At 62.3% G+C, this 22,659-nt stretch carries 21 protein-coding genes, 1 tRNA gene and 1 pseudogene; 11 read left to right on the top strand and 12 right to left on the bottom strand.

Going from position 1 to position 22,659, the window contains the following annotated elements:
• Both uvrB and V5A26_RS04435 read left to right on the top strand, forming a co-directional pair.
• A partial coding sequence (uvrB, locus tag V5A26_RS04440) for an excinuclease ABC subunit UvrB (RefSeq protein ID WP_332322236.1) occupies window positions 1-1,986 on the top strand: 1,986 nt, incomplete at its 5' end.
• A 47-nt stretch (window positions 1,987-2,033) separates the two neighbouring features.
• The gene (locus V5A26_RS04435; protein WP_332321252.1) at window positions 2,034-2,345 is read left to right on the top strand and encodes an antibiotic biosynthesis monooxygenase family protein; all 312 of its coding nucleotides are present in this window, start codon (window positions 2,034-2,036) and stop codon (window positions 2,343-2,345) included.
• A gap of 16 nt (window positions 2,346-2,361) precedes the next feature.
• Here V5A26_RS04435 and V5A26_RS04430 read toward each other — a convergent pair whose 3' ends face one another.
• The 3 genes from V5A26_RS04430 to ligA are packed head-to-tail and all read right to left on the bottom strand — an operon-like array spanning window position 2,362 to window position 6,868.
• Window positions 2,362-4,095 (bottom strand): excinuclease ABC subunit C, encoded by a 1,734-nt coding sequence (locus V5A26_RS04430; protein ID WP_332321253.1) that lies wholly within the window; start codon window positions 4,093-4,095, stop codon window positions 2,362-2,364.
• Window positions 4,096-4,102: 7 nt separating this feature from the next.
• Entirely contained in the window at window positions 4,103-4,699 is a 597-nt protein-coding gene (locus V5A26_RS04425; RefSeq protein ID WP_332321254.1) for a hypothetical protein, read from the bottom strand.
• Between the two features lie 45 nt (window positions 4,700-4,744).
• Window positions 4,745-6,868: an NAD-dependent DNA ligase LigA gene (ligA, locus tag V5A26_RS04420; RefSeq protein WP_332322235.1), complete on the bottom strand. Its 2,124-nt coding sequence runs from the start codon at window positions 6,866-6,868 to the stop codon at window positions 4,745-4,747.
• 275 nt (window positions 6,869-7,143) lie between these two features.
• Here ligA and metX point away from each other — a divergent pair, with 275 nt between their 5' ends.
• On the top strand, window positions 7,144-8,262 hold the full coding sequence (metX, locus tag V5A26_RS04415; protein ID WP_332322234.1) for a homoserine O-acetyltransferase MetX: 1,119 nt from the start codon (window positions 7,144-7,146) through the stop codon (window positions 8,260-8,262).
• Here metX and thrC read toward each other — a convergent pair.
• The 5 genes from thrC to V5A26_RS04390 all read right to left on the bottom strand — a co-directional run bounded on the left by thrC (window position 8,259) and on the right by V5A26_RS04390 (window position 13,586).
• Window positions 8,259-9,512 carry a threonine synthase gene (thrC, locus tag V5A26_RS04410; RefSeq protein WP_332321257.1) on the bottom strand — a complete coding sequence of 418 codons (1,254 nt, stop codon included), beginning with the start codon at window positions 9,510-9,512 and terminating at the stop codon, window positions 8,259-8,261. The two genes, metX and thrC, sit on opposite strands and share 4 nt — an antisense overlap.
• 58 nt (window positions 9,513-9,570) lie before the next feature.
• A complete protein-coding gene (gene lysX / locus V5A26_RS04405; RefSeq protein WP_332321258.1) occupies window positions 9,571-10,449 on the bottom strand; it encodes a lysine biosynthesis protein LysX in 879 nt (292 codons plus the stop codon).
• Window positions 10,450-10,451: 2 nt separating this feature from the next.
• Entirely contained in the window at window positions 10,452-10,616 is a 165-nt protein-coding gene (gene lysW / locus V5A26_RS04400) for a lysine biosynthesis protein LysW (RefSeq protein ID WP_332321259.1), read from the bottom strand.
• A 188-nt stretch (window positions 10,617-10,804) separates the two neighbouring features.
• Window positions 10,805-12,343: an argininosuccinate lyase gene (argH, locus tag V5A26_RS04395; RefSeq protein WP_332321260.1), complete on the bottom strand. Its 1,539-nt coding sequence runs from the start codon at window positions 12,341-12,343 to the stop codon at window positions 10,805-10,807.
• Between the two features lie 7 nt (window positions 12,344-12,350).
• A complete protein-coding gene (locus V5A26_RS04390; RefSeq protein ID WP_332321261.1) occupies window positions 12,351-13,586 on the bottom strand; it encodes an argininosuccinate synthase in 1,236 nt (411 codons plus the stop codon).
• Window positions 13,587-13,889: 303 nt separating this feature from the next.
• Here V5A26_RS04390 and V5A26_RS04385 point away from each other — a divergent pair, with 303 nt between their 5' ends.
• Together V5A26_RS04385 and V5A26_RS04380 are read left to right on the top strand one after the other, a co-directional pair.
• The gene (locus tag V5A26_RS04385) at window positions 13,890-14,081 is read left to right on the top strand and encodes a hypothetical protein (RefSeq protein ID WP_332321262.1); all 192 of its coding nucleotides are present in this window, start codon (window positions 13,890-13,892) and stop codon (window positions 14,079-14,081) included.
• 46 nt (window positions 14,082-14,127) lie between these two features.
• Window positions 14,128-14,640 carry a 2'-5' RNA ligase family protein gene (locus V5A26_RS04380; protein ID WP_332321263.1) on the top strand — a complete coding sequence of 171 codons (513 nt, stop codon included), beginning with the start codon at window positions 14,128-14,130 and terminating at the stop codon, window positions 14,638-14,640.
• On the opposite strand, the gene V5A26_RS04375 is transcribed toward V5A26_RS04380, so the two are convergent.
• Entirely contained in the window at window positions 14,641-16,809 is a 2,169-nt protein-coding gene (locus V5A26_RS04375) for an ATP-dependent DNA helicase (protein WP_332322233.1), read from the bottom strand.
• A 112-nt stretch (window positions 16,810-16,921) separates the two neighbouring features.
• Between V5A26_RS04375 and V5A26_RS04370 the strand changes: the two genes are divergently transcribed.
• Both V5A26_RS04370 and V5A26_RS04365 read left to right on the top strand, forming a co-directional pair.
• Entirely contained in the window at window positions 16,922-17,470 is a 549-nt protein-coding gene (locus tag V5A26_RS04370; protein WP_332321265.1) for a metallophosphoesterase, read from the top strand.
• Between the two features lie 141 nt (window positions 17,471-17,611).
• The gene (locus V5A26_RS04365) at window positions 17,612-17,743 is read left to right on the top strand and encodes a DUF7859 family protein (protein ID WP_332321266.1); all 132 of its coding nucleotides are present in this window, start codon (window positions 17,612-17,614) and stop codon (window positions 17,741-17,743) included.
• Here V5A26_RS04365 and V5A26_RS04360 read toward each other — a convergent pair.
• Window positions 17,740-18,759, bottom strand: a complete 1,020-nt coding sequence (locus tag V5A26_RS04360; RefSeq protein ID WP_332321267.1) for a threonine aldolase family protein — start codon at window positions 18,757-18,759, stop codon at window positions 17,740-17,742. The two genes, V5A26_RS04365 and V5A26_RS04360, sit on opposite strands and share 4 nt — an antisense overlap.
• 137 nt (window positions 18,760-18,896) lie before the next feature.
• On the opposite strand from V5A26_RS04360, the gene V5A26_RS04355 reads away from it, so the two are divergent.
• The 3 genes from V5A26_RS04355 to V5A26_RS04345 all read left to right on the top strand — a co-directional run bounded on the left by V5A26_RS04355 (window position 18,897) and on the right by V5A26_RS04345 (window position 21,447).
• Window positions 18,897-19,361 (top strand): OsmC family protein, encoded by a 465-nt coding sequence (locus tag V5A26_RS04355; protein ID WP_332321268.1) that lies wholly within the window; start codon window positions 18,897-18,899, stop codon window positions 19,359-19,361.
• A gap of 50 nt (window positions 19,362-19,411) precedes the next feature.
• Window positions 19,412-19,561 carry a hypothetical protein gene (locus tag V5A26_RS04350; protein WP_332321269.1) on the top strand — a complete coding sequence of 50 codons (150 nt, stop codon included), beginning with the start codon at window positions 19,412-19,414 and terminating at the stop codon, window positions 19,559-19,561.
• An 83-nt stretch (window positions 19,562-19,644) separates the two neighbouring features.
• Window positions 19,645-21,447 carry a PAS domain-containing protein gene (locus V5A26_RS04345; protein WP_332321270.1) on the top strand — a complete coding sequence of 601 codons (1,803 nt, stop codon included), beginning with the start codon at window positions 19,645-19,647 and terminating at the stop codon, window positions 21,445-21,447.
• 109 nt (window positions 21,448-21,556) lie between these two features.
• On the opposite strand, the gene V5A26_RS04340 is transcribed toward V5A26_RS04345, so the two are convergent.
• Window positions 21,557-21,706, bottom strand: a complete 150-nt coding sequence (locus V5A26_RS04340) for a hypothetical protein (RefSeq protein WP_332321271.1) — start codon at window positions 21,704-21,706, stop codon at window positions 21,557-21,559.
• Between the two features lie 167 nt (window positions 21,707-21,873).
• Window positions 21,874-21,978, bottom strand: a tRNA-Arg gene (locus tag V5A26_RS04335).
• A 94-nt stretch (window positions 21,979-22,072) separates the two neighbouring features.
• Between V5A26_RS04335 and V5A26_RS04330 the strand changes: the two are divergent.
• Window positions 22,073-22,645, top strand: a pseudogene (locus V5A26_RS04330) (AAA family ATPase); the annotation flags it as partial.
• Window positions 22,646-22,659 lie beyond the last annotated feature (14 nt).

The raw sequence follows: 22,659 nt of genomic DNA, 5'->3' as shown, positions 1-22,659 counted from the left end.
GACCCCGCTGGCGACCAATCGGAGGCCATCGAGGCACTGGTCGAAGGTTTCGAGTCCGGCATGGACAAACAGACGCTGCTTGGGGTGACCGGTTCCGGGAAGACCAACACCGTCTCCTGGGTTGTCGAGGAGATCGACATGCCGACCCTGGTCATCGCCCACAACAAGACCCTGGCCGCGCAACTCTACGAGGAGTTTACCACGCTGTTCCCGGACAACGCCGTCGAGTACTTCGTCTCCTACTACGATTACTACCAGCCCGAGGCCTACGTCGAGCAATCGGACACCTACATCGACAAGGATGCCTCGATCAACGAGGAGATCGATCGACTGCGGCACTCCGCGACTCGATCGCTGCTTACCAGGGACGACGTGATTGTCGTTGCCTCCGTCTCGGCCATCTACGGGCTGGGTGACCCGACAAACTACGAGGAGATGGCCTTGCGACTCGAACAGGGTGAGCGGATCAATCGGGACGACCTCCTGGCCGCGCTCGTCGACCTGAACTACGAGCGCAATGACGTCGATTTCACCCAGGGGACCTTCCGCGTTCGGGGGGATACCGTGGAAATCTTCCCGATGTACGGTCGGTATGCCGTTCGTGTGGAATTTTGGGGTGCGGAGATAGATCGCCTCTCGAAACTCGACCCCCTCGAAGGAACGGTCAAGTCCGAGGAACCGGCGGTCCTCGTCCATCCAGCGGAACACTACTCAATGCCGGAGGAGCGTCTTGAAAACGCCATCCAGCTGATCAAATCTGATATGGAAGAGCGGGTGCGGTACTTCGAGCGCCAGGGTGATTTGGTCGCCGCCCAACGCATCGAGGAGCGGACGACCTTCGATCTGGAGATGCTCCAGGAAACCGGCTACTGTTCCGGAATCGAGAATTACGCGCTCTATCTTTCGGATCGAGAACGGGGCGAAGCGCCCTACACGCTGCTGGATTACTTTCCCGACGATTTCCTGACTGTCATCGACGAGTCCCACCGGTCGGTGCCCCAGATCAAGGGCCAGCACGCGGGGGACCGCTCTCGCAAGGAGTCGTTGGTGGATAACGGTTTCCGCCTCCCGACAGCCTATGACAATCGGCCGCTGACCTTCGAGGAGTTCGAAGACCGGACTGACCGGATGTTGTACGTCAGCGCCACACCGAGCGATTACGAACGAGATGTCTCGGGCCAGGTGGTCGAACAGATCGTTCGCCCCACGTACCTCCTCGACCCGGGCATCGAGATCGAATCAGCCGAGGAGCAGATCGACGACCTCCTCACTCGGATCGACGAGCGAACCGACCGCGATGAACGGGTCCTGGTGACGACACTCACCAAACGCATGGCCGAGGACCTCACGGAGTACCTCGAGGAGGCGGGAGTCGCGGTGGAGTACATGCACGATGAGACTGACACGCTCGAACGGCACGAACTCATCAGAGGGTTGCGCATCGGGGAGTTCGACGTTCTCGTCGGCATCAATCTACTCCGTGAAGGGCTGGACCTCCCCGAAGTCTCCCTCGTCGCGATTCTCGACGCCGATCGACAGGGCTTCCTTCGGTCTCGAACCTCACTCATTCAGACGATGGGCCGGGCCGCCCGGAACCTGGGCGGCGAAGTCGTCCTGTACGCCGACGAGGTGACCGACGCGATGGAAGCCGCAATCGATGAAACACGACGCCGACGCGAAATTCAGCGGACCTTCAACGCGAATCACGACGTCGAGCCGACGACCATCGAGAAACCAGTCGGGGATATCGACCTCCCTGGCTCGGGCGAAACCACGGAGTCCATCTCTGACATGGACCCAAGCGACGAATCGGAAGCCGCTGCCTTGATCACCGAACTCGAAGACCGGATGGACTCGGCCGCCGCGGACCTGGAGTTCGAACTCGCAGCGGACATCCGCGATCGCATCCGGACCCTCCAACGGGAGTTCGACCTGGATTCGGGGATCGAGCCGGCCCCCGAGGACGACACGGTTCCCGTCGAGTAACTCGCTGGAACCCCAACTGTTAGGCTGTTTTCGCGGGGACTGTGTGTATGATCGTCGTGCAAAACCGGTTCGAGATCGCCGAGGGCTACGAGCACGACTTCGTCGAGCAGTTCAAAAGCCGCGAAGGTGATGTGGAGACCCGCGACGGGTTCCGGAAGTTCCAACTGCTCAGACCGGCAGAGGAGGACACGAACACGTTCGTATCAATGACCGTCTGGGACTCGCTGTCCGATTTCGAGGCGTGGACCGAGAGTGCGGCCTTCGAAACGGCCCACGATTCGGACGCCCCTCGGGAAATGTTCGAAGGGCACCCGACACTCGAGATCCACGAAGTCACACTCGAAGCCACACCTGAGTGACCGAACCCGATTGCGGTCACAACCGCCGTGCGAGTTGCCTGGCTGTCTCCGCCCCGATTCCCGGCACGTCCTGCAGTTCTGACTCGGTCGCATTCCGGACTCCGTCCACACTCCCGAACCGCCGCAAGAGCCGTCGACGGCGCGTCGAGCCGATCCCGTCGACGGATTCCAGGACGGTCGAAACGTCATCGCGCAGCGTTTGATGGTATTGGACGGCAAACCGGTGGGCTTCGTCCCGCACCCGCTGGAGCAAATGCAAGTGGGCCGAGTCATGCGTCCAGTCGAACTGCCGGTCCGGCGTGTGCACGATCTCCTTGGATTTTGCCAGCGAGACGATCGGTACGTCCCACCCAAGGCTATCGACCGCAACGCGAGCGGCCTCGAGTTGCCCCCCGCCACCATCGATTACCAGGAGATCCGGGTCCGGCCGCTTGTCCCGGCCTTCGACGGCGCGGCCCGCCCGCCACCTGAGTAACTGGGCCATGTTCGCATAGTCGTCGTTCGTCTCGGTGAGCTTCTTCCGGCGATAGTGGGCTTTCTTCGGCCGGCCATCGACGAAGACGACGTTGCTCCCGACGACATCACGACCGCTTGCGTGACTGACATCGTACCCCTCGATCCGGGTCGGAACGGGGATGTCCAGTGCGTCTGCGAGCATCCGATGCCCGTCACTCTCCCGCGGTCCCTCGTGCGCGTTTTTCATCGCGAGGTCCACGAGCCGAGCCTCGCGGCCAGCTCCCGGTACCCGGAGCGACACACCTTCGGCCTCCAGCCAATCGCGCAACTTTCCGGTATCGGGATATTGGGGGAGTAACAACGTATCCGGGAGTTCGCGTTCGGCGTAGAACTGTGGGACAAACGCGGCCAGGATCGCTGGGACGCCATCGCCATCTCCGGGCACGTCGACCCGATATTGCTCCCGATCCACGAGTTTGCCACCTTCGCTGTGCAGGCGTGCCACGGTGGCCTGCCCACCTTCCATAGAGACTCCGAGCACGTCCACGCTTCGGGTCCCGTCGGTATCGATGACGGCGTCCCCACCTGTTCCGTGGAAGGCCCGGACAGTCTGGAGCCGATCCCGGAGATGGGCGGCCCGCTCGAACGCCTGTTCCCCAGCGGCCGTGTCCATCCCGGCAGAAAGCGGTTCGGCCAGCGCGCCGGTTTCCCCCTCGAAAAAGGCTTTGGCGCGCTCGACTCGCTCGGTATAGGCGTCCGCATCGATCTCCCCGGTACAGGGGGCGGCACAGAGGCCCATGTCAAAGTCGAGACAAGGCCGCTCCCGGTTCGAGAATTTGTGATCGGAACAGCCACGCAACCCGTAGGTCTCCCGGACCGCTTTGACGATGGCTTCGAGCTGTCCCATGTCGGTAAACGGCCCATAGGCGGTCGCCCCCGAGCCAGGATCGCGGGTGATCTCGATCCGGGGGAACCGGTGATCGGTCAATTGGACCAGCGGATAGGACTTGTCGTCCTTGAGGCGAACGTTGTACCGCGGCTGATGGCGTTTGATGAGGTTCGCCTCGAGCAGCAGCGCCTGTGTTTCCGTGTCAGTAACAGCGACCTCGATAGATTCCGCCCGCCGCACCATCTCCCGCACCCGCTCGCTTCTGGGGTCGGCGTAACTCCGCACCCGGTCCCGCAAATCGACGGCTTTCCCCACGTAGAGCACGCGCTCGCCCGCAAGAAACTGGTACACGCCTGGCTCCTGGGAGAGGTCGTTTGCTCGCGCACGAATCACCGCCCCGTCCATATCGCCGTTATCGGTTCGACGGCTTTGAATCGTCCGCTACCCGGGGGTCGATGGCCGTCTGCAGTGCCCGAACCGATTCTGCGCCGAAGCCGACTGCAGACACGTCAAGATCATCGCTGCCAGCAATTTGGACTGTGAGTAGTTCGGACCGACTCTGCCAGTACCACCCGAGGAGTGCTATGCCGGCGATGACCGAGAGCAGCCCCCCAAAGAAGAGGAGGTCGTCCAGGAGCCCGAAGGCCATGTTGAAGAGCCCGAAGAGGTCACCGATCCAGCCGACACCCACGGCCCCGGTAGTCCCGTCAGTCGAGACAGATCCGAGGACGCCATCGAGATCCAGGAGTGCCCCGACAATCGTGAGGACGATGCCAAACCCGAGCCACTTCGCCGCGGGGGAGAGCCACCCGGCTTCGCCGCGCTCGTCCTTCGTGAGTCCGGTCACGTTCGGCCGGTTTAGCGTATGGAGGTTCTTGCCATCGGTTTCCGGGGTAAACACGAGCAACCGGTGGCTCGTCACGACGACACCCGCTTTGCGGCCCCTGGAATCGGCCAGGACTGTCTCGCCATCGTAGAGCAACTGATCCACGTGGGATTGGACACCCATCGCAATCTCCTTCGAGACTGCCCCTTTTGAATGTACCCGAGTGAGCTATTCGACGGTCACTCCCCGGCGTTCGAGTTCTGCAAAGAAGGCTTCCGGTTCGAGGGCTTCGACAGCGTGTTCCGCTGCGGCATCACGCTTTGATTGTCCGGGGTTCGCACCGGTGACGAGATAGTCCGTGTTGCCCGAGACGCTACTCGTAGCCGATCCGCCATGAGATTCGACGAGTTCGTGAAGTTCATCGCGGGTCCACCCCTCGACACTTCCCGTGAAAACGAACGTGAGCCCGGCGAGCTGGGAGCCTCCCGAGTCGGTCATCGGCTGTGGGCCGACGCCCCGCTCTCGAAGCCGCTCGATGACGGCACTGTTGCCCTCGTTCTCGAAGAACTCGCGAATTCGACCGGCCACGATGGCTCCGATTCCCTCGACGGCTTGCAATTCGGATTCGCTGGCTTCCATGACCGCGTCGAGGGTCTCGAAGTGTCGAGCCAGGTCTCTCGCGAGCGTGGGGCCTACCCCGGGAATCCCAATCGCCGCGAGGAAATCCGGGAGTGGCGGTGCTGTGGACGCCTCGAGTTCGTCGATCAGATTGGTGGCTGATCGGTCGCCCCACCCGTCGAGTGCTCGCAAATCGTCGGCGGTGAGGTCATAGAGGTCGGCGATATCTCGGCCGATCAATCCCCGCTGGACGAATTCCTCGACGGTTTGCTCCCCGAGCCCCTCAATATCGAGTCCGTCCTCGCTCCCGAAGTACGCCACGCTGCCGATCAACTGCGCGTCACAGGTGAGCCCGCCGCTGCAGAAATGGCGTGGCCCGTCTCGCTCGACGGGGCTGTCACAGACCGGACACGTCTCGGGGAATTCGAACACGCTCTCCGAGTGGGATTCAACGACGTCGTTGACGTAGGGAATGACGTCCCCGGCCCGCTGCACCTGGACCTTGTCACCGAGGTTGACGCCCAAATCGTGGATTTCCGATTGGTTGTGCAGGGTGGCCCGAGAAACGGTCACCCCGCCTACGTCGACCGGGTCAAGCAGCGCAACCGGAGTGAGCCGCCCGGTGCGCCCGACTTGGATCACAATGTCAGTGATCCGGGTTTCCTCGGACCTGGCCGGGAATTTGTAGGCATAGGCCCAGCGGTAGTGCCGGGCGGTCGTGCCTAACGCCGAACAGTCCGTCCGATCGTTGACCTTGAACACGGTTCCGTCGATCTCGTATGGAAGGTCCTCGCGGGCGTCCAGCAGGTCGTGGCGATACTCGATGGCATCCTCGATGTCCGAGATGACCCGGAAACGGTCGGTGACTGGGAGGCCCCACTCCTCGAGTTGTCGGTGCTCGTCGACGTGGGTCTCGAGCCCAGTCTCGGGGTCTGGACCGCTCGAAGCGTCCGCTGTATCGAATGCGTCTCGGGTCGACCCCCCAGCGAGCACGTCGTAAGCGAACCAGTCTAAGGGGCGTTCAGCTGTCACCGATGGATCGAGTTGGCGGAGTGTGCCAGCAGCTGCATTCCGGGGGTTTGCGAATGCATCATCGCCGCGCTCGACACGCTCGCGGTTGTAGTCGTGAAAATCCGGCAGGGGAATGTAGATCTCCCCTCGCATAGCGAGGTACGCAGGCGGATCACCGGCAAGCCGGAGCGGGACCGATGGAATCGTCGCCACGTTTTCAGTGACGTCCTCTCCCTCCTGACCATCGCCCCGTGTTGCGGCCCGTTCGTAGACTCCCTCCCGATAGATCACCTCGACGGAGAGCCCGTCGAATTTCGGTTCACAGACGTATTCCGGGGTGTCGACGGTTCGGCGAACCCGGGTATCGAACTCCCGGGCGGCCGCGTCGTCGTCTCCTGCATCGATCGAGAGCATCGGGACCACGTGCTCGACGGTCTCTAACTCGTCGAGTGGTTGGCCACCGACGCGGCGAGTGGGTGAATCGGGGGTCTGCAGGTCGAAGGCGTCCTCCAGTGTCTGCAGGCGCGAAAACAGTTGGTCGTAGATCCGGTCGGCGATGACCGGGTCCGCTTTGACGTAGTAGCGGTAGTCGTGATACCGAATGGCTTCGCGGAGCGTTTCCGCCTGGGCTCGTGCTGCGGTTTCGGAGAGGGTCTCGACGGGCGTGAAGTCCGGGTTGGGGTCGGCTATGTAGGGGTTGTCCGGCGGGTTCCGGGAAGTCATATAGTCGGGTTGGACGCGCCCAGTGTTTTACTTTCGGGAGTCAGGGGAACTCGAGTGCTGATTACAAATCAAAAACGTGGTTCAGCCCACGGCCCGACTGGGAGAGGTGTAGTGAACGGTGCTCGGGGGGAGTGGAACCGCCCGGTGATAGCAACACTTACAAGCGCGAACTTACATAGCAGTAATATAGTAGAGTCCGATTATGCACGTGAATCATGACAGGTAAGCAGTCTCCCCCCAACCCTGGCGGTCCACTGGCCCCGCCGACCAGAAAGGTGTCCGTCGGTCACTTCGAGTTCGAGCGTGGGGGCTCACTCGACCTCGATGTGGCCTACGAGACATACGGGGACGCATCGAACCCGCCTGTCCTCGTTGCGCACGCGCTGACGGGGAGCCAATACGTCACCGGCCCGGGACCCGAGGGAATCGACGGTCAGGCTGCCGGGTGGTGGAGCGACGTCGTCGGTCCCGGTCGGGCCGTCGACACCGAGGAATTTTTCGTCATCGTCGCGAATGTCCCAGGGTCCTGCTATGGGACGACTGGCCCAACGTCGATGGGGCCTGACGGGGAGCCTTACGGGCCGGACTTCCCACCTGTCACCATTACTGACTGGGTGCGCGCCCAGGCGCGGTTGCTCGACGAACTGGACATCGAAACGCTGTACGCGGTCATCGGTGGGAGCGTCGGTGGGATGAACGCCCTCGAATGGGCCCGGACCTACCCGGATCGTGTCGAGCGTATCGCCGCTATCGCAACCGGTCCGCGGGTCGATACCCAGAACCTCGCGTTTGACTCCATTGCTCGCCGGGCGATCACGCAGGACCCGGAGTACCAGGGCGGGGAGTACTATGGCGGTCCCGGGCCGACGGACGGCCTGGGCCTCGCCCGTCGAATCGGTCACGTCCAGTACCTCTCGAAAGACTCGATGGAGAACCGCTTCGGTCGACGGGCGGCAGACCGAATGCTTGCCGGTTTAGAGGACCCGACCGCCGAGGCTTTCTCCTACCGGGACATCGCCTCCTACCTCGATTACAACGCGAAAACCTTCACCGAACGGTTCGACGCCAACAGCTACCTCTATCTTCTCCGGGCCATGGACGAGTACGACCTCGCCAGCGGCCACGCAAGCGCCGCAGACGCCGTATCGGATTTTGACGGCTCGGTGTTCGTCCTGAGCTACACCGGGGACTGGCAGTTCACCGTCGAACAGGGGCGCGAAATTGCCGACGCATTCGAAGAGGCTGGGGCCACCGTCCGATTCGAACGGATCGTCGATGATTACGGGCACGACGTCTTCCTCGCCCGACCTGAGACGGTGATCGACCCCCTCACGGATTTTTTAGACGGTGACCGAACCAGCCGGGAGCCACAGGAACTGCGCGCTTCGTCCTAATCGCCGGCTGCGTCGAGAACCGCCGAAACCGAATTCGGTACTGTCTGTGGGTCACTTCCCGCTGCAGCGGCGGCCTCAGGGTCCTTGAGCAGGTGGCCGGTCGTGAGGCAGACGACCTGTTCGTCGGCCCCGATTTCCCCCGCTGTTCGGAGTTTCCGAAGCCCGGCCACCGATGCGGCACTCGCGGGCTCCACACCGATCCCGTCCGCAGCAAGGTCCCGCTGGGCCCGGGTGATTTCCTCGTCCTCGACGGCGACGGCGGTCCCACCGGTCTGTCTGATGGCGGGGATGGCCTTCGGGGCATTGACCGGCTCCCCAATTCGAATTGCGGTGGCCCGGGTTTCCACGTCCTCCCAGCGGGTGACCGTGTCGTTGCCCTCCTGAATCGCCTCCACCATTGGAGCGGCGCCCGCGGCCTGGACACCAGTCAGGACTGGGACCTCGTCGTCTTCGAGTACCTCCGCCTCGACGAGTTCGCGGAACGCCTTGTGGAGCGCGGCCGTGTTGCCAGCGTTCCCCACTGGAAGAACGATGCGGTCCGGCACGTCACCGGTCTGGTCCAGGAACTGCTCGATTATTTCGAGGCCGATGGTTTTCTGGCCCTCGAGTCGGAACGGGTTCAGCGAGTTGAGGAGGTAGACCTCGCCCCTGTCGGCCAGTTCCGAGACGATATCCAGACAATCGTCGAAGTTCCCGTCGACCTCGAGCATCGTCGCCCCGTGGAGGCTCGCCTGGGCGAGTTTCCCCTCGGCGACCTTCCCTTCGGGGAGCAACACGAGTGTCTCCTTGTCCGCCCGGGCGCCATATGCTGCCAGCGCGGCGCTGGTGTTCCCCGTGCTCGCACAGGCTAACCGGCCGACACCGATCCGCTCAGCAACCCGCACCCCGACGGTCATTCCCCGGTCTTTGAAACTCCCGGTCGGGTTCATCCCCTCGTGCTTGATACGAAGGTCGGCGACGCCTGTTTCGGCCTCGATAGTCGGGGCCTCGTACAGTGGGGTGTTTCCCTCCTGGATGGTGACGCCATCATCGACCGGCATGGCGGCGTCGTAGCGCCAGACCCCGGAACCGGAGAAGGCGTCAAGGTCATGATAGTCTTCGTATCGGGCTTCGAGCAACGACCCACAGTTAGCACACTTGTAGGTCGGTTCTTCGAAGGGCGCGACCGTTTCGCCACACTCGATACACGCGAGCCAGACCCCATCCGTGGCTTCGTCCGGGACGGGGCCTGAAAGCGAAAGATCTGTCATCGGGTCAACTCAGACGGTCCCGATACAAATACCACCCGAACGCAACAAAAGGCCCGGCCTACAATGCCATCTTCGCGGCCCCGTTGTCGCTCGCTGTGGCTTTTACCTCAAGCCAATCGACGACTTCGCCGACGATGTCCACGTCGACGACGTCGGCCAGGGCTTTGTACTCGACCGTGTGATTGATCTCGTGGATCGTGTATCCGTCGTCAGTTTCCATGAGATCGACTCCAAGCAGGCCGCCACCGACTGCGTCACTGGCCCGCCGGACGAGGTCCTCGATCTCCTCGTTGATATCCAAGACCCGGGTTTCGGCGCCCCGATGGGCGTTCGTGATCCAGTGATCGGCCGACCGGATCATCCCGGCGACCGGGTCACCGTCCAGGGATAACACACGTAAATCCCGGCCCGGCTTGTCCACGAACTCCTGAATGTAGAAGATCTTGTGTTCGTAGTGGCCCAGGGTCTCCTTGTGTTCAAGGATCGCCTCGGCGGCGTGGTCGTCTTCGATGCGGGCCATCAGCCGGCCCCACGACCCGACGACCGGTTTGAGCACGACCGGATAGCCAAAGTCCTTGATCGCATCTAGTGCTGCCTCGCGGGTAAACGCCACCCGGGTGTCCGGCGTCGGAATGCCGGCCTCCTCAAGGGCCAGACTCGTCTTGACCTTGTCCGAACAGGTGCTCGCCACGTCCGGCGGGTTCACGATCGGCACCCCGTAGGAATCGAAGAATTCCGTGACGTACATCGAGCGACTGGTGGCGACACACCGGTCGACGACGATATCAAGCTCTGCGGCGTCGACACTCGATCCAGACAGGCCGAACTGCTGGTCGCGAACGTCGATCTTTTTGACTTCGTGGCCACGGGACCGCAACTCCTCGAGTAGGAGCTTTTCGTCGGTTCGGATCCGCGAATAGAGGAGGCCGACTTTCACAGTTACTCCCCCCAGTCCTCGTCGAGCTCCGGGGCCAGGTCGAGGACCGGTGGATTCTCCTCGACGACCTCGAGTTCGGTCCCGCAGGTCGAGCAATCGACGATCTCTCCGACTTCGATCGAGTCGTGCAGGGTGAGTCCGGCCCCGCATTCAGGACACGTTGTCATAGCACCAGTTTGTACGCGACTGATTCCCTTAAGCGTTCCGAACCTATCAGCATACATATACTATCTGCACCGGCCGCTCCTCGTGTCAAACCCCGTATTTACCCGGAATCGACGCTTCGTTTTTCGGTGTTTCGATATGATAGTATCAGACTATCGGGAAGATCGAATCCCTGGACGATCGTGTCGGTTCATTCGAACTGGCTCACGGCCTCCGTGCGTGCCTGTTCGGCAGCGTCGCTCGCCGCCTGGCGCTTTTCGGCGTCGATCCGGTCAGCTTCGATGGCCCGCTTCGTTTCTTCGAGGGCCGCCGCCACCTGGGTCGGCGCTGGACCGCCATGCGAATCGCGAGCCGCGACACTCTCGTGTGGGTCCAGCAGCGTTTCGACCGTCTCCCGCTCGACGAACGCCGAAAGGTCGTCCCCGGTCACCGCCTCGGTCGCCTCGGCGAGTGCGTCGATCGTTGCCGACGGGTCGGGGGCGCCCCCATCGAATTCCCCCACGTCTTCCAGTGCTTCCGCGGTTGTCGACACGATCTCGTGAGCGGTGCGGAACGGAAGTCCGCTCATTGCGAGTCGATCGGCGATCCCGGTCGCCGTCGAAAAGCCCTCGCTGGCCGCTGTTTCGAGGACCGACTTGTTCCAGGTGAGCGTGCCAACGGCGCCGGCCGCAACCCCGGTGGCTTCTGTCACGTCGTCCATAGGCTCCCAGACATGGGGGGTCGCCCGCTGAAGATCACGGTTGTAGGCCCGCGGGAGCCCCGAAATCGTCGTCAGCAGCCCCTGGACCGCGCCGGCTGCATCCCCGGCGGTCGCCCGGACCAGTTCCAGGCTGTCCGGGTTCTTTTTCTGGGGCATGATCGACGACGTCGAGGAGTACTCGTCGGCGAGAATCACGTAATCGCGGTTTGCATAGAGGATCAAGTCCTCTGCGAGTCCCGACAGCGTGACCGAGAGGCCGCCGATTGCAGCCATCGATTCGAGAAGGACGTCACGTCCAGCGACCGCATCCATGCTGTTCTCGACAAGGCCGTCGAACCCAAGCAGTTCGGCCGTCCGCTCCCGGTCAATCTCGAACGGCGTCCCCGCAAGTGCCGCGGCCCCAAGCGGCGAGCGGTTGACGCGGTCGATCGCCCCGAACAGACGCTCGGTGTCACGCGCCGCCGCGCCCGCGTAGGATAACAGATAGTGGGCTACCGTCGTCGGCTGAGCCGGTTGCAGGTGTGTGTAACCGGGCATCACCGTTTCGACGTGTTCATCGGCGACCTCGACGAGTGCCTCGCGGAACGTGAGTACCGCTTCGACCGTTTCGAGCAGGTCGGCGCGGAGCTGATAGCGGAGACAGGCTGCCACTTCGTCGTTGCGCGACCGGCCCGTGTGCATCCGGCCCCCTTCCGGGCCGATCGAGTCGATGACTGCCGTTTCGATGGCCTCGTGCACGTCTTCGCCGTCAGGGAGTGCCCCGTGGCCCGCTGCCTCGATATCGTCTAATGCAGTCAGGATCGACCCGGCCGTTTCGTCATCGATGATCCCCTGTTCGGCCAGCATGACGACGTGGGCGCGATCGACAGCTACGTCGGCCTCGAAAATCCGTGCATCGGCGGCCATCGAGGAGAGGAAGTCCCGCGCCGGTCCGCCGCTGAAGCGATCACGGCGAACCACAGTCTCCTCGTTGGTGTCGGTCTCGCTTGGGGCGTCTTCGCTCGTCTGCTCCGATGTGTCCTCGGTCATTGTCTTGTTACTCCTCGTCGGTCGAGAGTCCGTCGGCCGCGAAATCCCCGACGTTCGTCGAGGCCTGGATCGAGGCCGCGAGGCGATCCTGGAACCCGTGGTACTTCGCGACCCCGGTCGCGTCGCCCTGTTCGATGTCCCCCGTAATGCCCTCCGTGTTGAACGAGGCCGCCGCCTCTGAGTAGACCGCGTTGTCGCTCTCGCGGGCGACGGGGCGGGCCTGGCCGCCTTCGAATTTGATCGTGACGGTGCCCGTGACCGCAGTTTGGGTATCGTCGATGAACGCGTTGAGGCTGTCAACAAGCGGTGAGGCGAGCAGTCCCTGGTAGGCCTTTTGTGCCCACATGTCGTCGACGGATTCCTTGAAATCGAGTGTTTCAGCGGTGAGGACGAAGGATTCGAGGGCTTCATGGGCCGCGAGCAGTGTGGTCGCCGCTGGGTGTTCGTAGTTCTCGCGGACCTTCAGGCCCAGAATGCGGTCCTCCATCATGTCAGTCCGGCCGACGCCGTGGGCCCCCGCCATCTCGTTGAGGGTGGTGATGAGTTCGACTGGGTCCATCGTTTCCCCATCGAGGGCGACTGGAACCCCTTCGTCAAACTCGATTTCCACGAGTTCGGTCACGCCGCTCGGTTCCTCGGTCCACTCGTAGATCTCCTCGGGCGGGACGTAGCCGGGATCCTCGAGGTGGCCGCCCTCGATCGACCGGCTCCAGAGGTTCGAGTCGATCGACCAGGTGCCCTCGTTGCCGCTGTCGATGGGTAGGCCCCGCTCTTCGGCGTACTCGATTTCCCACTCGCGTGTCAGATTACGTTCGCGGACTGGTGCGATGACATCCATGTCGGACTGGCGCCAAACGGCTTCGAACCGGAGCTGGTCGTTGCCCTTTCCGGTGCACCCGTGGGCCAGGCCGTCAGCGTCGTGGTCCTCGGCGACTGCCTGGATCGTCGCCGCAATGATAGGGCGAGCCAGGGCGGTCCCGAGCGGATAGCCCTGATAGGTGGCGTTTGCTTTGACAGCGCCGAGGAGCAGGTCGGCGAAGGCGTCAGTGGCATCGACGATGTAGTGTTCGACGTCGAGGGCCTCGGCAGTGGCTTTGGCCTCCTCGAATTCGCTTTCGGGCTGGCCGACGTCGACGGTGACGCCGATGACCTCGTCGTAGCCGTACGCTTCTTTCAATAGCGGTACCGTGACGGTCGTGTCGAGCCCCCCTGAGAAGGCGAGCGCGACGGTGTTGTGTGACATTGGTGTGGATTTGGGTTGTGGTTCACCACGTCGGTGACTGGCTGTCAGGCGTGGCGTTCGAAACGAATCAGGTCGGTGTGGATGAGTCTGGGGTCAGAGAGACCCCCCTCGTCGTCGGGAGGAGTGGAAAAGAGACCCCCGGCTCACGGGCTGAGACGGCTGCCGTGACGTCGAGGGGACCATTGTACCCGTTTCTATCAAGTCGGGGTATTTGAATCCTTCTTTCCGCGCGAGCCTCTGGCACCGTCCCGGCACCGTCCCTCGTCCCTGGTCTTATGTATCCCCTCCCCATACCGGAATGTGATGAAGACTCCGGGAATTGAGACATCGACCGTTCTGAAAGTCCTCCTGGCGATAGCTGCTGCAGTGATCGCATTTCTGGTCTTTGGCTGGGTGTTCCGCGTCATCACCCGGCTCATCTGGTTGCTGGCTGGAGTGCTCATCGTAGTCGTCCTGGCGCTGGTCGCCCTTCGGCTTTTGCGGGACTTGCTGTAGGACGGAATTTCCGGCGGTTTTTATTCGGGACTCACGTAGGACAGCCGTGTACAGCGTCAACGTCCCGGTGCCGCTCGAAATCCGTGAGCTTGCGAGTCAGCTCCGGCCCGCCCTCAGTGGCTTCGATCGGATTCGACCCGCCCGCACCCGGACGCTGGTCCTCAAACGCCTGCCGGCGACTGACCGCCGGGAGTACCTCCACGTGGCGCGACGGGCACGCGAGGCCCTCGAGGGAACGCCACCGTTCGAGGCCGCGGTCACCGGGATCGAGACGTTTTGGGACCCGCCGAAAGGGCCGAGTCCGGTGGCCTACCTCGCAGTCGAGGGTGAGGGATTGAGCCGGATTCACGACCGCCTCGTCGCGGAGTTCGAAGCCGTCGAGACACTGGAAGGCCCGAATTACGTCCCCCACGTGACGCTGGCTCGGGGCGGTCCCCAATCAGCACCTGACCCCGTCCAGGACCGGGAGATCGAGCCGGTCCGCTTTCGAGTCGACACGCTCGAACTGTACGATAGTGTGCACACCGAACGGGTCGAATCGATCTCCCTCCCGGCCTGATCAGGGGTGGGGGGCCTCACCGTCCCAGGCGTCGTGGTCTCTGAAGAAGTTCAACATCGCGTATTTCAGTTTTTCCGGCTCGACGTCGACGAGTTCTCGCCGCTCCTCCGGTGGAAAGTCCGTGTTGACCGAATAGTCGGCCATCCGCGTTCGGGAGGCGGTGGTATAGCGGCGGTCGATGAGGGCCCGCACGCCGATTTCCTCAGGTGAGCGGATCACCCGCCCGATGGCCTGTCGGGTCTTCCTGACGGTCGGAATCTCGACCGCGTATCGCCAGCCGGCGTTTTCCTCGCGGTCGCCAAAGACCTCATCGTAGGCGTCCTGAACCGCCTGCGAGCGCTCGTCAAGGCGAGGATATGGAACCCCCACGACTGCGACTGACTGTGCATCTTCGCCATCGAAACTCACGCCTTCTGCGAGGGTTCCCCAGAGCGATGTGAACATGACCCCGTCGGACCGGGAGACGAACTTCTGGCGACGTTCCTCGACGGGAACTCCCGGTTCGTCGAGAAACGTCGACCCATCGATGTCCTCGAGATGGTCGTAATACCGCGCTGCTTCCGCGTAACTTGGGAAGAAAAACAGCGCGTTCCCGGGCGTGAACCGAACGATGTCCCGAAGGGTGTTCGAGACGACCTCCTGGATGCCGGGGTCCTCGCGTCGACTGGCAAACAGCGGTGGGACGTTCACTGCGAAGGTCCGGCGATTTGCTTCCGGGAACGTCAATCCAAAGGCCAGTTCTTTGGGATCCGCAAGGCCGAGGACCTCCGACAGGACGTCGAACGGCCGGAGCGTGGCACTCATGAGGACTGTCGAGTGGACCTCCTCGAACAGCGATTCGGTGACCTCTCGCGGGATGCAGTTGAAGAGTTCCGCTCGCCCGTAGACTTCTCCGGTCGCCTCGTCCCGGCGAACGCCAAGGGTCGGGTACTGACCGGTTTCCTCGCCCTTCTCGAAGTAGCGCTTGATGAAGTCCGCGGCCTGGAGTGTCTGTGACTCGCGACGGGTGTCCGCATCACCTTCGCGGTAGGCCGTCTCGTACTCCTCGTCGAGGACGATGCCCAGTTTGATCGCGTCCTCCAGGTCGGCCGTGATGTCCGGCCCCTCGTATCGGTTCAGAAACGCTACTGTGAGGTCGTCGCGACCGGTTTCGTTCGCAATTGGGACGTCTGCCCAGTTCGTCCCGACCGCCTCCCGGTCGCCGAAGTCAAAGGAGGCCTCATAGGTTTCGATGAGAGCTTCGCAGAAGGGATCGAAGATACGAATCGCTCCCCCAGACCGCGAGTCCTCGACCTCTTCGGCCTCGGTTGAGGCTTCCTCGAGGGTGTTTTCGGTGAGGGTTCTCGTTGCATGATCTCGGGCGGCGTCCTCGACGTTGTGGGCCTCGTCGAAGACCGCGATGACGTCCTCAGGGTCTCGATCGAGCCATCGGAAGAACTGGGTGCGAATGGCCGGATCGAGGAGGTGGTGGTAGTTCGCCACGACCAACTCCACCCCATTGAGCCCCTCTTTCAGTCGCTCGTAGCCACAGGCACCCCGCTGTTCGGCATACGAGTACACTTCTTCAGGCGTCCGGACGCCGTCGAACAGCCAGGAGACGAACTCGTCGCCGGGACGGGTCAGATTCTCCCGGTAGTGCTTGCAGGTGTGTTGGTCCTCCAACTCCTCGATCTGTTCCTCGACAGCTTCGATCTCTTGGAGGATCGACTGGCGTTTTTCGGCCGCGGATTCGGAACCGGACTGGGCGTCGTCGAGCAGTCGGCGCTCCTTGTCCCGCAACTCTGCGAGTTCGGTTTCCAGGTCAACCACATCCCGAGTGGTATCTCGCAAAACTTGACATTCCTCGTAGCCAACGTCGATATGGCACATCGAGGACTTGCCTTTGAACACTGCGCTCCGGATCGGGGTCTCCGCGTGTATTTCTCGGGCTTCGGCGGTGAACTGTCGCATCTGCTGATGGACGTTCGTCGTGATGACGACGGTCTTGTCGTGCTCTCGTGCATAGGCCAGGGACGGGGCGAGGGCGGCGAGAGTTTTCCCGGTTCCCGGCGCTCCCTCGAAAGCCACATCGCGCCCCACTTCGAGGGCGGCCGCGATGGCATCCATCGCCTCCGCCTGGTGCTCGTAGGGCGTGGCCTTCGGGAAGAACTGGTCGTACTCGGCTGCCACGTGTGCAGGTCACTGGCCTCTCGGACATAAACCCACGCCTGCGCGATGAACGACTTCGCCTGCAACTCTACTGGTTCCAAACGCTGAGGTGAGTGGGGCCCAAGCATCGACCATGATCGTGGTGCTCTCGGACACCCACCGGACCGAGCGGCCCGGACTCACCGGCCCCATTCGCGAAGCCGTCCAGACGGCAGATCGAGTGATTCACGCAGGTGATTTCACCACCGAAGCCGTGCTCGAGGGGTTTCAGTCCCTTACCGACAGCTTCGTGGCGGTTGCGGGGAACCGGGACAGTCCGACTGTGTCCGACCGACTGCCATCTGCTCGGACCCTCGAAATCGGCGAATTCACCGTCGCGGTAACACACACCCAGTCCGGCGGCCAAACAGGGCTGACGTATTTTGGGGCCGAGCGGGACGCCGACCTGGTCATCTCCGGCCATACCCACCACCCACATTTCGTGTCTGCGGAGGGGCCGGCGCTCGTGAATCCGGGCAGCCACGCTGATCCTCGCGGTGGGGACCCGACGTACGTCGAACTCGAACTCCGGAACGGGGCGCTCCAGGGCCGTATCCGCACGCCTTTCGGGGACGAGAAACAGGTGTTTCGGATGGAGGGCCGAAGTGGAGCGGGAGGTGACACGGCAAGGGGCGGGGACTGAACCCGGCCAGAGGGGGGAAAGGACGGGTTTGGCCCCAGGTGTTTGGACAGTGGCTGATACAAAGACTCCAGCGAAGCCTCAAAGAGCGATTTGAGCGCCTGCTGACGAAACGGCTTTGGCCCTGCCGGCCAAGGAATTGATATGGTTGATACAGGCCCGGTCTTTTACTTCATCCTCGCGGCGCTACTGCTCTTTTTCTTCTTCATCTATCTCATGATTCGCCGAACCCTTCTCGGGTTCAAGGAAGGGATGGACCAGAGCCGCGAACGCTAATTGGAAACCGCCACGGTGACAGCCTCGATGGCGTCCTCGATGTCGGTCGCTGAAACGTCGCGGTGCGTGACAAACCGTGCGATCTCCGGCCCGAATTCGGAGGCTTGAACGCCTTCCCCCTCGATTAGGTCGAGGAACTCTGCAGCCGAGAGCCCGAGGCCCCCGGTATCTGCGAGCACGATGTTCGTCTCCGGTTCGGTGATCGCCAACCCCTCGATCTCATCGAGGCTGTTGGCGAGTCGGGTCGCATTGTCATGGTCGATTTCGAGGTGCGAGCGGTTCTCGAGGGCTGTAAGCCCTGGGGCTGCGACGATCCCGGCCTGTCGCATTCCGCCGCCGAGCAGTTTCCGGATGCCACGGGCCGCCTCGATGAACTCGGCCGATCCGGCCAGAATGGAGCCGATCGGGGCGCCCAATCCCTTTGATAGACAGAACATGACCGAGTCGACGGCCTCAGTATACGCGGTCACGTCGACGTCATGGGCGACGGCTGCGTTGAAGAGTCGGGCACCATCAAGATGGACGGGCACGTCTAATTCGTGAGCTGTCGCGGCTGTCTCGCTGAACTGTTCGGGATCAAGCGCGAGGCCGCCACGGGCATTATGCGTGTTCTCGAGGGAGAGGAGCCCAGTCGGCGGGCGATGGAGACCTCCCTCCAGATAGGCATCGCGGACCTGTTCGGGAGTGGGCAACCCTCGCTCGGCGTCGATGGTGCGGATTTGCAGGGCTGAATGCTGGGCAAAGCCGGCTCGTTCGTAGCGCACGACGTGGCTTTCCCGGTCCGTGATGACCTCCTGGCCCCGGTCGGTGTGGACTCGAGCCGCAATTTGATTGCCCATCGTTCCGGACGGAACGAACAGCGCTGCCTCCATCCCAACGACGTCCGCGGCTCTGGCTTCGAGTTCCGCGACGGTGGGGTCGTCCCCGTGAACGTCGTCTCCGACGGCGGCACCGGCGGCTTCCTCACGCATTTCCTCGGTCGGACGAGTGACGGTATCACTTCGCAGATCGATCATGGCAAAACGTGTGTGGCCGGGTGATAAACCGATGACGGTCCGCGTGCAAGGCGTGCACCTCTCTAACATGAAAATATGTCACACTTTACCGTAAAATAATAGACAAGTATACGGTAATTCAGCGTAAAATTAGATATATGCCACAACAGGAACCGGAAACGGACGAGACCGTCTCGTTTGCGATCAGCGCTGAGAGTCGGACTGAGACTCACACGGTCGTCGAGGCTCGAGATTTTTCCTTTTCAGTGGACGAACCAACCCACCTCGGGGGCACCAACGCCGGGCCCAACCCCGTCGAGTACCTACTGGGGGCTCTCGCCGGCTGCCTAAACGTCGTCGGGCACACAGTCGCCGACGAGATGGACCTCGAGATGCGGAACATCGAAGTGGAGATCGAGGGCGACCTCGACCCGCGGAAGTTCATGGGTCAAAGTGAGGAGCCACGGGCCGGCTATCAGCAGGTTGCTGTCTCACTCGCGGTCGAAACGGCGGCTGACGACGACCAGCTCGCGGCGTGGCTCGAAACGGTCGAGGAGCGATGCCCGGTCAGCGACAACATCGCGAATTCGACGCCGCTGTCCCTGGCTGTCGACCGGCGCTAAGCCGATTCCCGGCACCACCCTTGAAGGTTCTGGGGACCATACAACTGTGCGTGCCCGATATCGAGTGCCCAGAGTGTGGCCGCCGGATCGCCATGCACGAACTCGAAACACAAACGGTTGCCAGGCGGGACGAGTTCGAGACGACCTACCGGTGCCCGTACTGTGGCGGTGACTTCCCAGATCCATCTGGGCTTTTCTGAGCCACGGTGAGTCGGTCCGTCTAATATCCATCTACCGTTGATTCTAGGAGAATCCTTTCCCGGATAGCATCCGTAGGGGCCGTATGGCTTCCCAACCGCCGAGCGACTCATATCGGGCGTATTTCGAGCAGTCGCCACTCGCGGTCTTTGTCGTTGACGAAACGGGGAGCTACGTCGACGTCAATCCGCATGCGGCTAAGTTAACTGGGTATTCCCGTGACGAACTCCTCGATATGTCGGTTTCCACTCTGGCCTATCAGACATCCATCGACGAGCCCCTACCGTCGTTTCAGGCCCTCAAGGAGTCGGATCGGGTGGAAACCGAGCTCCAAATCGAACACGCCGATGGCCATCCCATCACCGTTCAGCTCGATGCTGTTTCAGTTAGCGAGGACCGGTTCGTGGCCTACGTCAGAGACATTTCCGATCGGAAAGAGCGCGAACAACAACTCCGGGAACTCACGGAGCGACTCGACCTCGCCATCGAAGGTGCGGACCTGGGAATCTGGGACTGGGACATGGAAACCGGCGAGGTAACCCGTAACGACGAATGGGCCCGGATGTTGGGATACGAGCCTGGCGAGATCCCCGATCGATTCGAGGAATGGGAGGACCTCGTCCATCCGGACGATCGCCAACTGCACGATGAAGCCCTTGAACAGCATATCGAGGGAACCGAACCACTGTATCGGTGTGAATATCGACTCAGAACCACTGATGGGGAGTGGCTGTGGATCCGGAACATCGGGAAAGTGGTCGAGTGGGAAGACGGCGACCCCAAGCGGGCCGTCGGCGTCCATCAGGAAATCGATCAACGGAAACGGGCCGAACAGGCCATTGAAACCGCCAAAGACCGGCTCAGACAGATCATCGATTTGGTGCCGGACCTCCTGTTCGTGAAAAACCGGGACGGGGAGTATCTCTTGGCTAACGAGGCTGTCGCCGATGCGTTCGGGCGTCCGGTCGCGGAGATCCTGGGACAGTCGGATTACGACTTGCTCCATTCGGATCAGGACCCAGCGGATTTCCGGTCGGACGACCTTGAGGTGATCGAGTCGGGCCAGCCAAAGACGATCGAGGAGGAGGAATTACTCACCGCAAGTGGGGAGCACCGGATTTACAACACCGTCAAGATTCCCTACGAACCCGCGGGGAGCGAGGACCCCGCAGTGCTCGGGTACGCCCGGGATATCACGGACCTCAAGGAATACGAACGAACCCTGGAGGCCCAGCGAGATAGCCTCGAAGTGCTGAACCAGACCGTTCGTCACGATATCCGCAATGACCTCCAACTCGTGGTGGCCTACGCCGAGTTGCTCGAGGACCACGTCGAGGAGGCCGGGGTGTCCCATCTCGAACAGGTTCGAAACGCCGCAAAAAACGCGGTCCGGATCACCAAAACGGCCCGCACAGTTGCCGACGTAGTACTACAGGCCGATACCGACCTGACACCGATCAACCTGCGGTCCACGTTAGAGGACGAAATTGAGACCGCCCGCTCGAATCACGAGGCAGCCATCATCCAGGCCACCGGGTCGATTCCGGAGAGTTCCGTGCTGGCTGATGACCTTCTGAATTCGGTGTTCCGGAACTTGTTCCAGAACGCGGTGATGCACAACGATACCGAGGTTCCGACCGTCACCGTGACGGCGACCGAGCAGGACGGCCAGGCCAGTATCGAGATCGCTGATGACGGTCCCGGCGTTTCGGACGAGAAAAGGGACGAGATTTTCGAGAAAGGCGTTCATGGCCTTCAAAGCGAGGGGTCGGGCTTAGGGCTGTATATCGTCGAGACATTGGTCGACCGGTACGGTGGTGAAGTGACCGTCGCGGACAACGACCCTCGCGGAGCGGTGTTTACCGTCCGGTTGCCGTTGGCGGAGTGAGGATTTGAGCAATTTTGTACCGCGGGCACAACGGATTCGAACCAGAGGAAGACTCGCTCCCCGCGGTCGCTCCTCTTCCAGGGCTCGAATCCCGCAGCGTGTTCACCGCTCACTTCGTTCGCTGGAACACGCGGCTCCCGTTCACACGACTCACTTCGCTCGTCGGTTCACGGGCACGACGGGATTCGAACCACCTGAAGACGCTCGTTTCACTCGCGCCTTCCGTACTTCGAATCCCATGTGCCGCTTTCTTCGTCACGTTCGTTCCTCAGAAAAGCGGGCACGACGGGATTCGAACCGGAGGAAGACTCGCTCCCTACGGTCGCTCCTCTTCCAGGGCTCGAATCCCTCGGCGTGTTCACTGCTCACTTCGTTCGCAGGAACACGCGGCTCCCGTTCACACGACTCGCTTCGCTCGTCGGTTCACGGGCACGACGGGATTCGAACCCGCGACCGTCGGATGTCTTCCCCACACAGCCAGGCTGCCCGGGATAGAAGTCCGACGCTCTGTCCGGACTGAGCTACGTGCCCTCACCCCGGGCTTTGACTCCCGCCGTAATATGTGTTACACTCGACCGACTCCAGAGCGGAACCAAAAAGACCACGCACCCGATAGACGGACCTAATGACTATCATCGGCATCGTCGGCCTCCCGGGAAGCGGCAAGAGTGAGGCTGCGACGGTGGCCCGCGAACTCGGCCTGCCCGTCGTCACGATGGGCGATATTGTCCGCCAGGAGACCGAAGCCCGGGACCTCGACCCCGCCGCCGACCACGGGTCGGTCGCCCAGGCACTCCGAGAGGAAGAGGGCCTGGCTGCCATCGCAGACCGCTCGCTCCCAGCAATTCGTGATGCCCAGGCCGAGTCTGACGCGGTCGTGATCGACGGAATCCGATCGGGGGCCGAAGTCGAGCGCTTCGAAGCGGCCTTTGGCGAGGACTTCACGCTTGTCGCGATCACCGCGCCCGACGAACTTCGGGCCGACCGCCTCGAAGTCCGGAACCGCGATTCGAGCGCCGAAGACGGCGGCGAAACGCTTGCCGATCGGGACGAACGGGAACTCGGCTTCGGGCTCCGGGATGCCATTGACCGAGCCGACGTGATCATCGAGAACGACGGCTCGCTAGAGGCGTATCGCGAGACCGTGAGTTCGGTCTTCGAGGACGCCATCGATGGGCCCATTCGGCGGGTCGAGGCGACAATCGAGGCCCC

The organism is Halodesulfurarchaeum sp., assembly GCF_036626455.1.
Taxonomy (GTDB): Archaea; Halobacteriota; Halobacteria; order Halobacteriales; family Halobacteriaceae; genus Halodesulfurarchaeum.
Note: the sequence above shows the minus strand (reverse complement) of the source record. Positions and strands in the feature narration are given on the sequence as shown.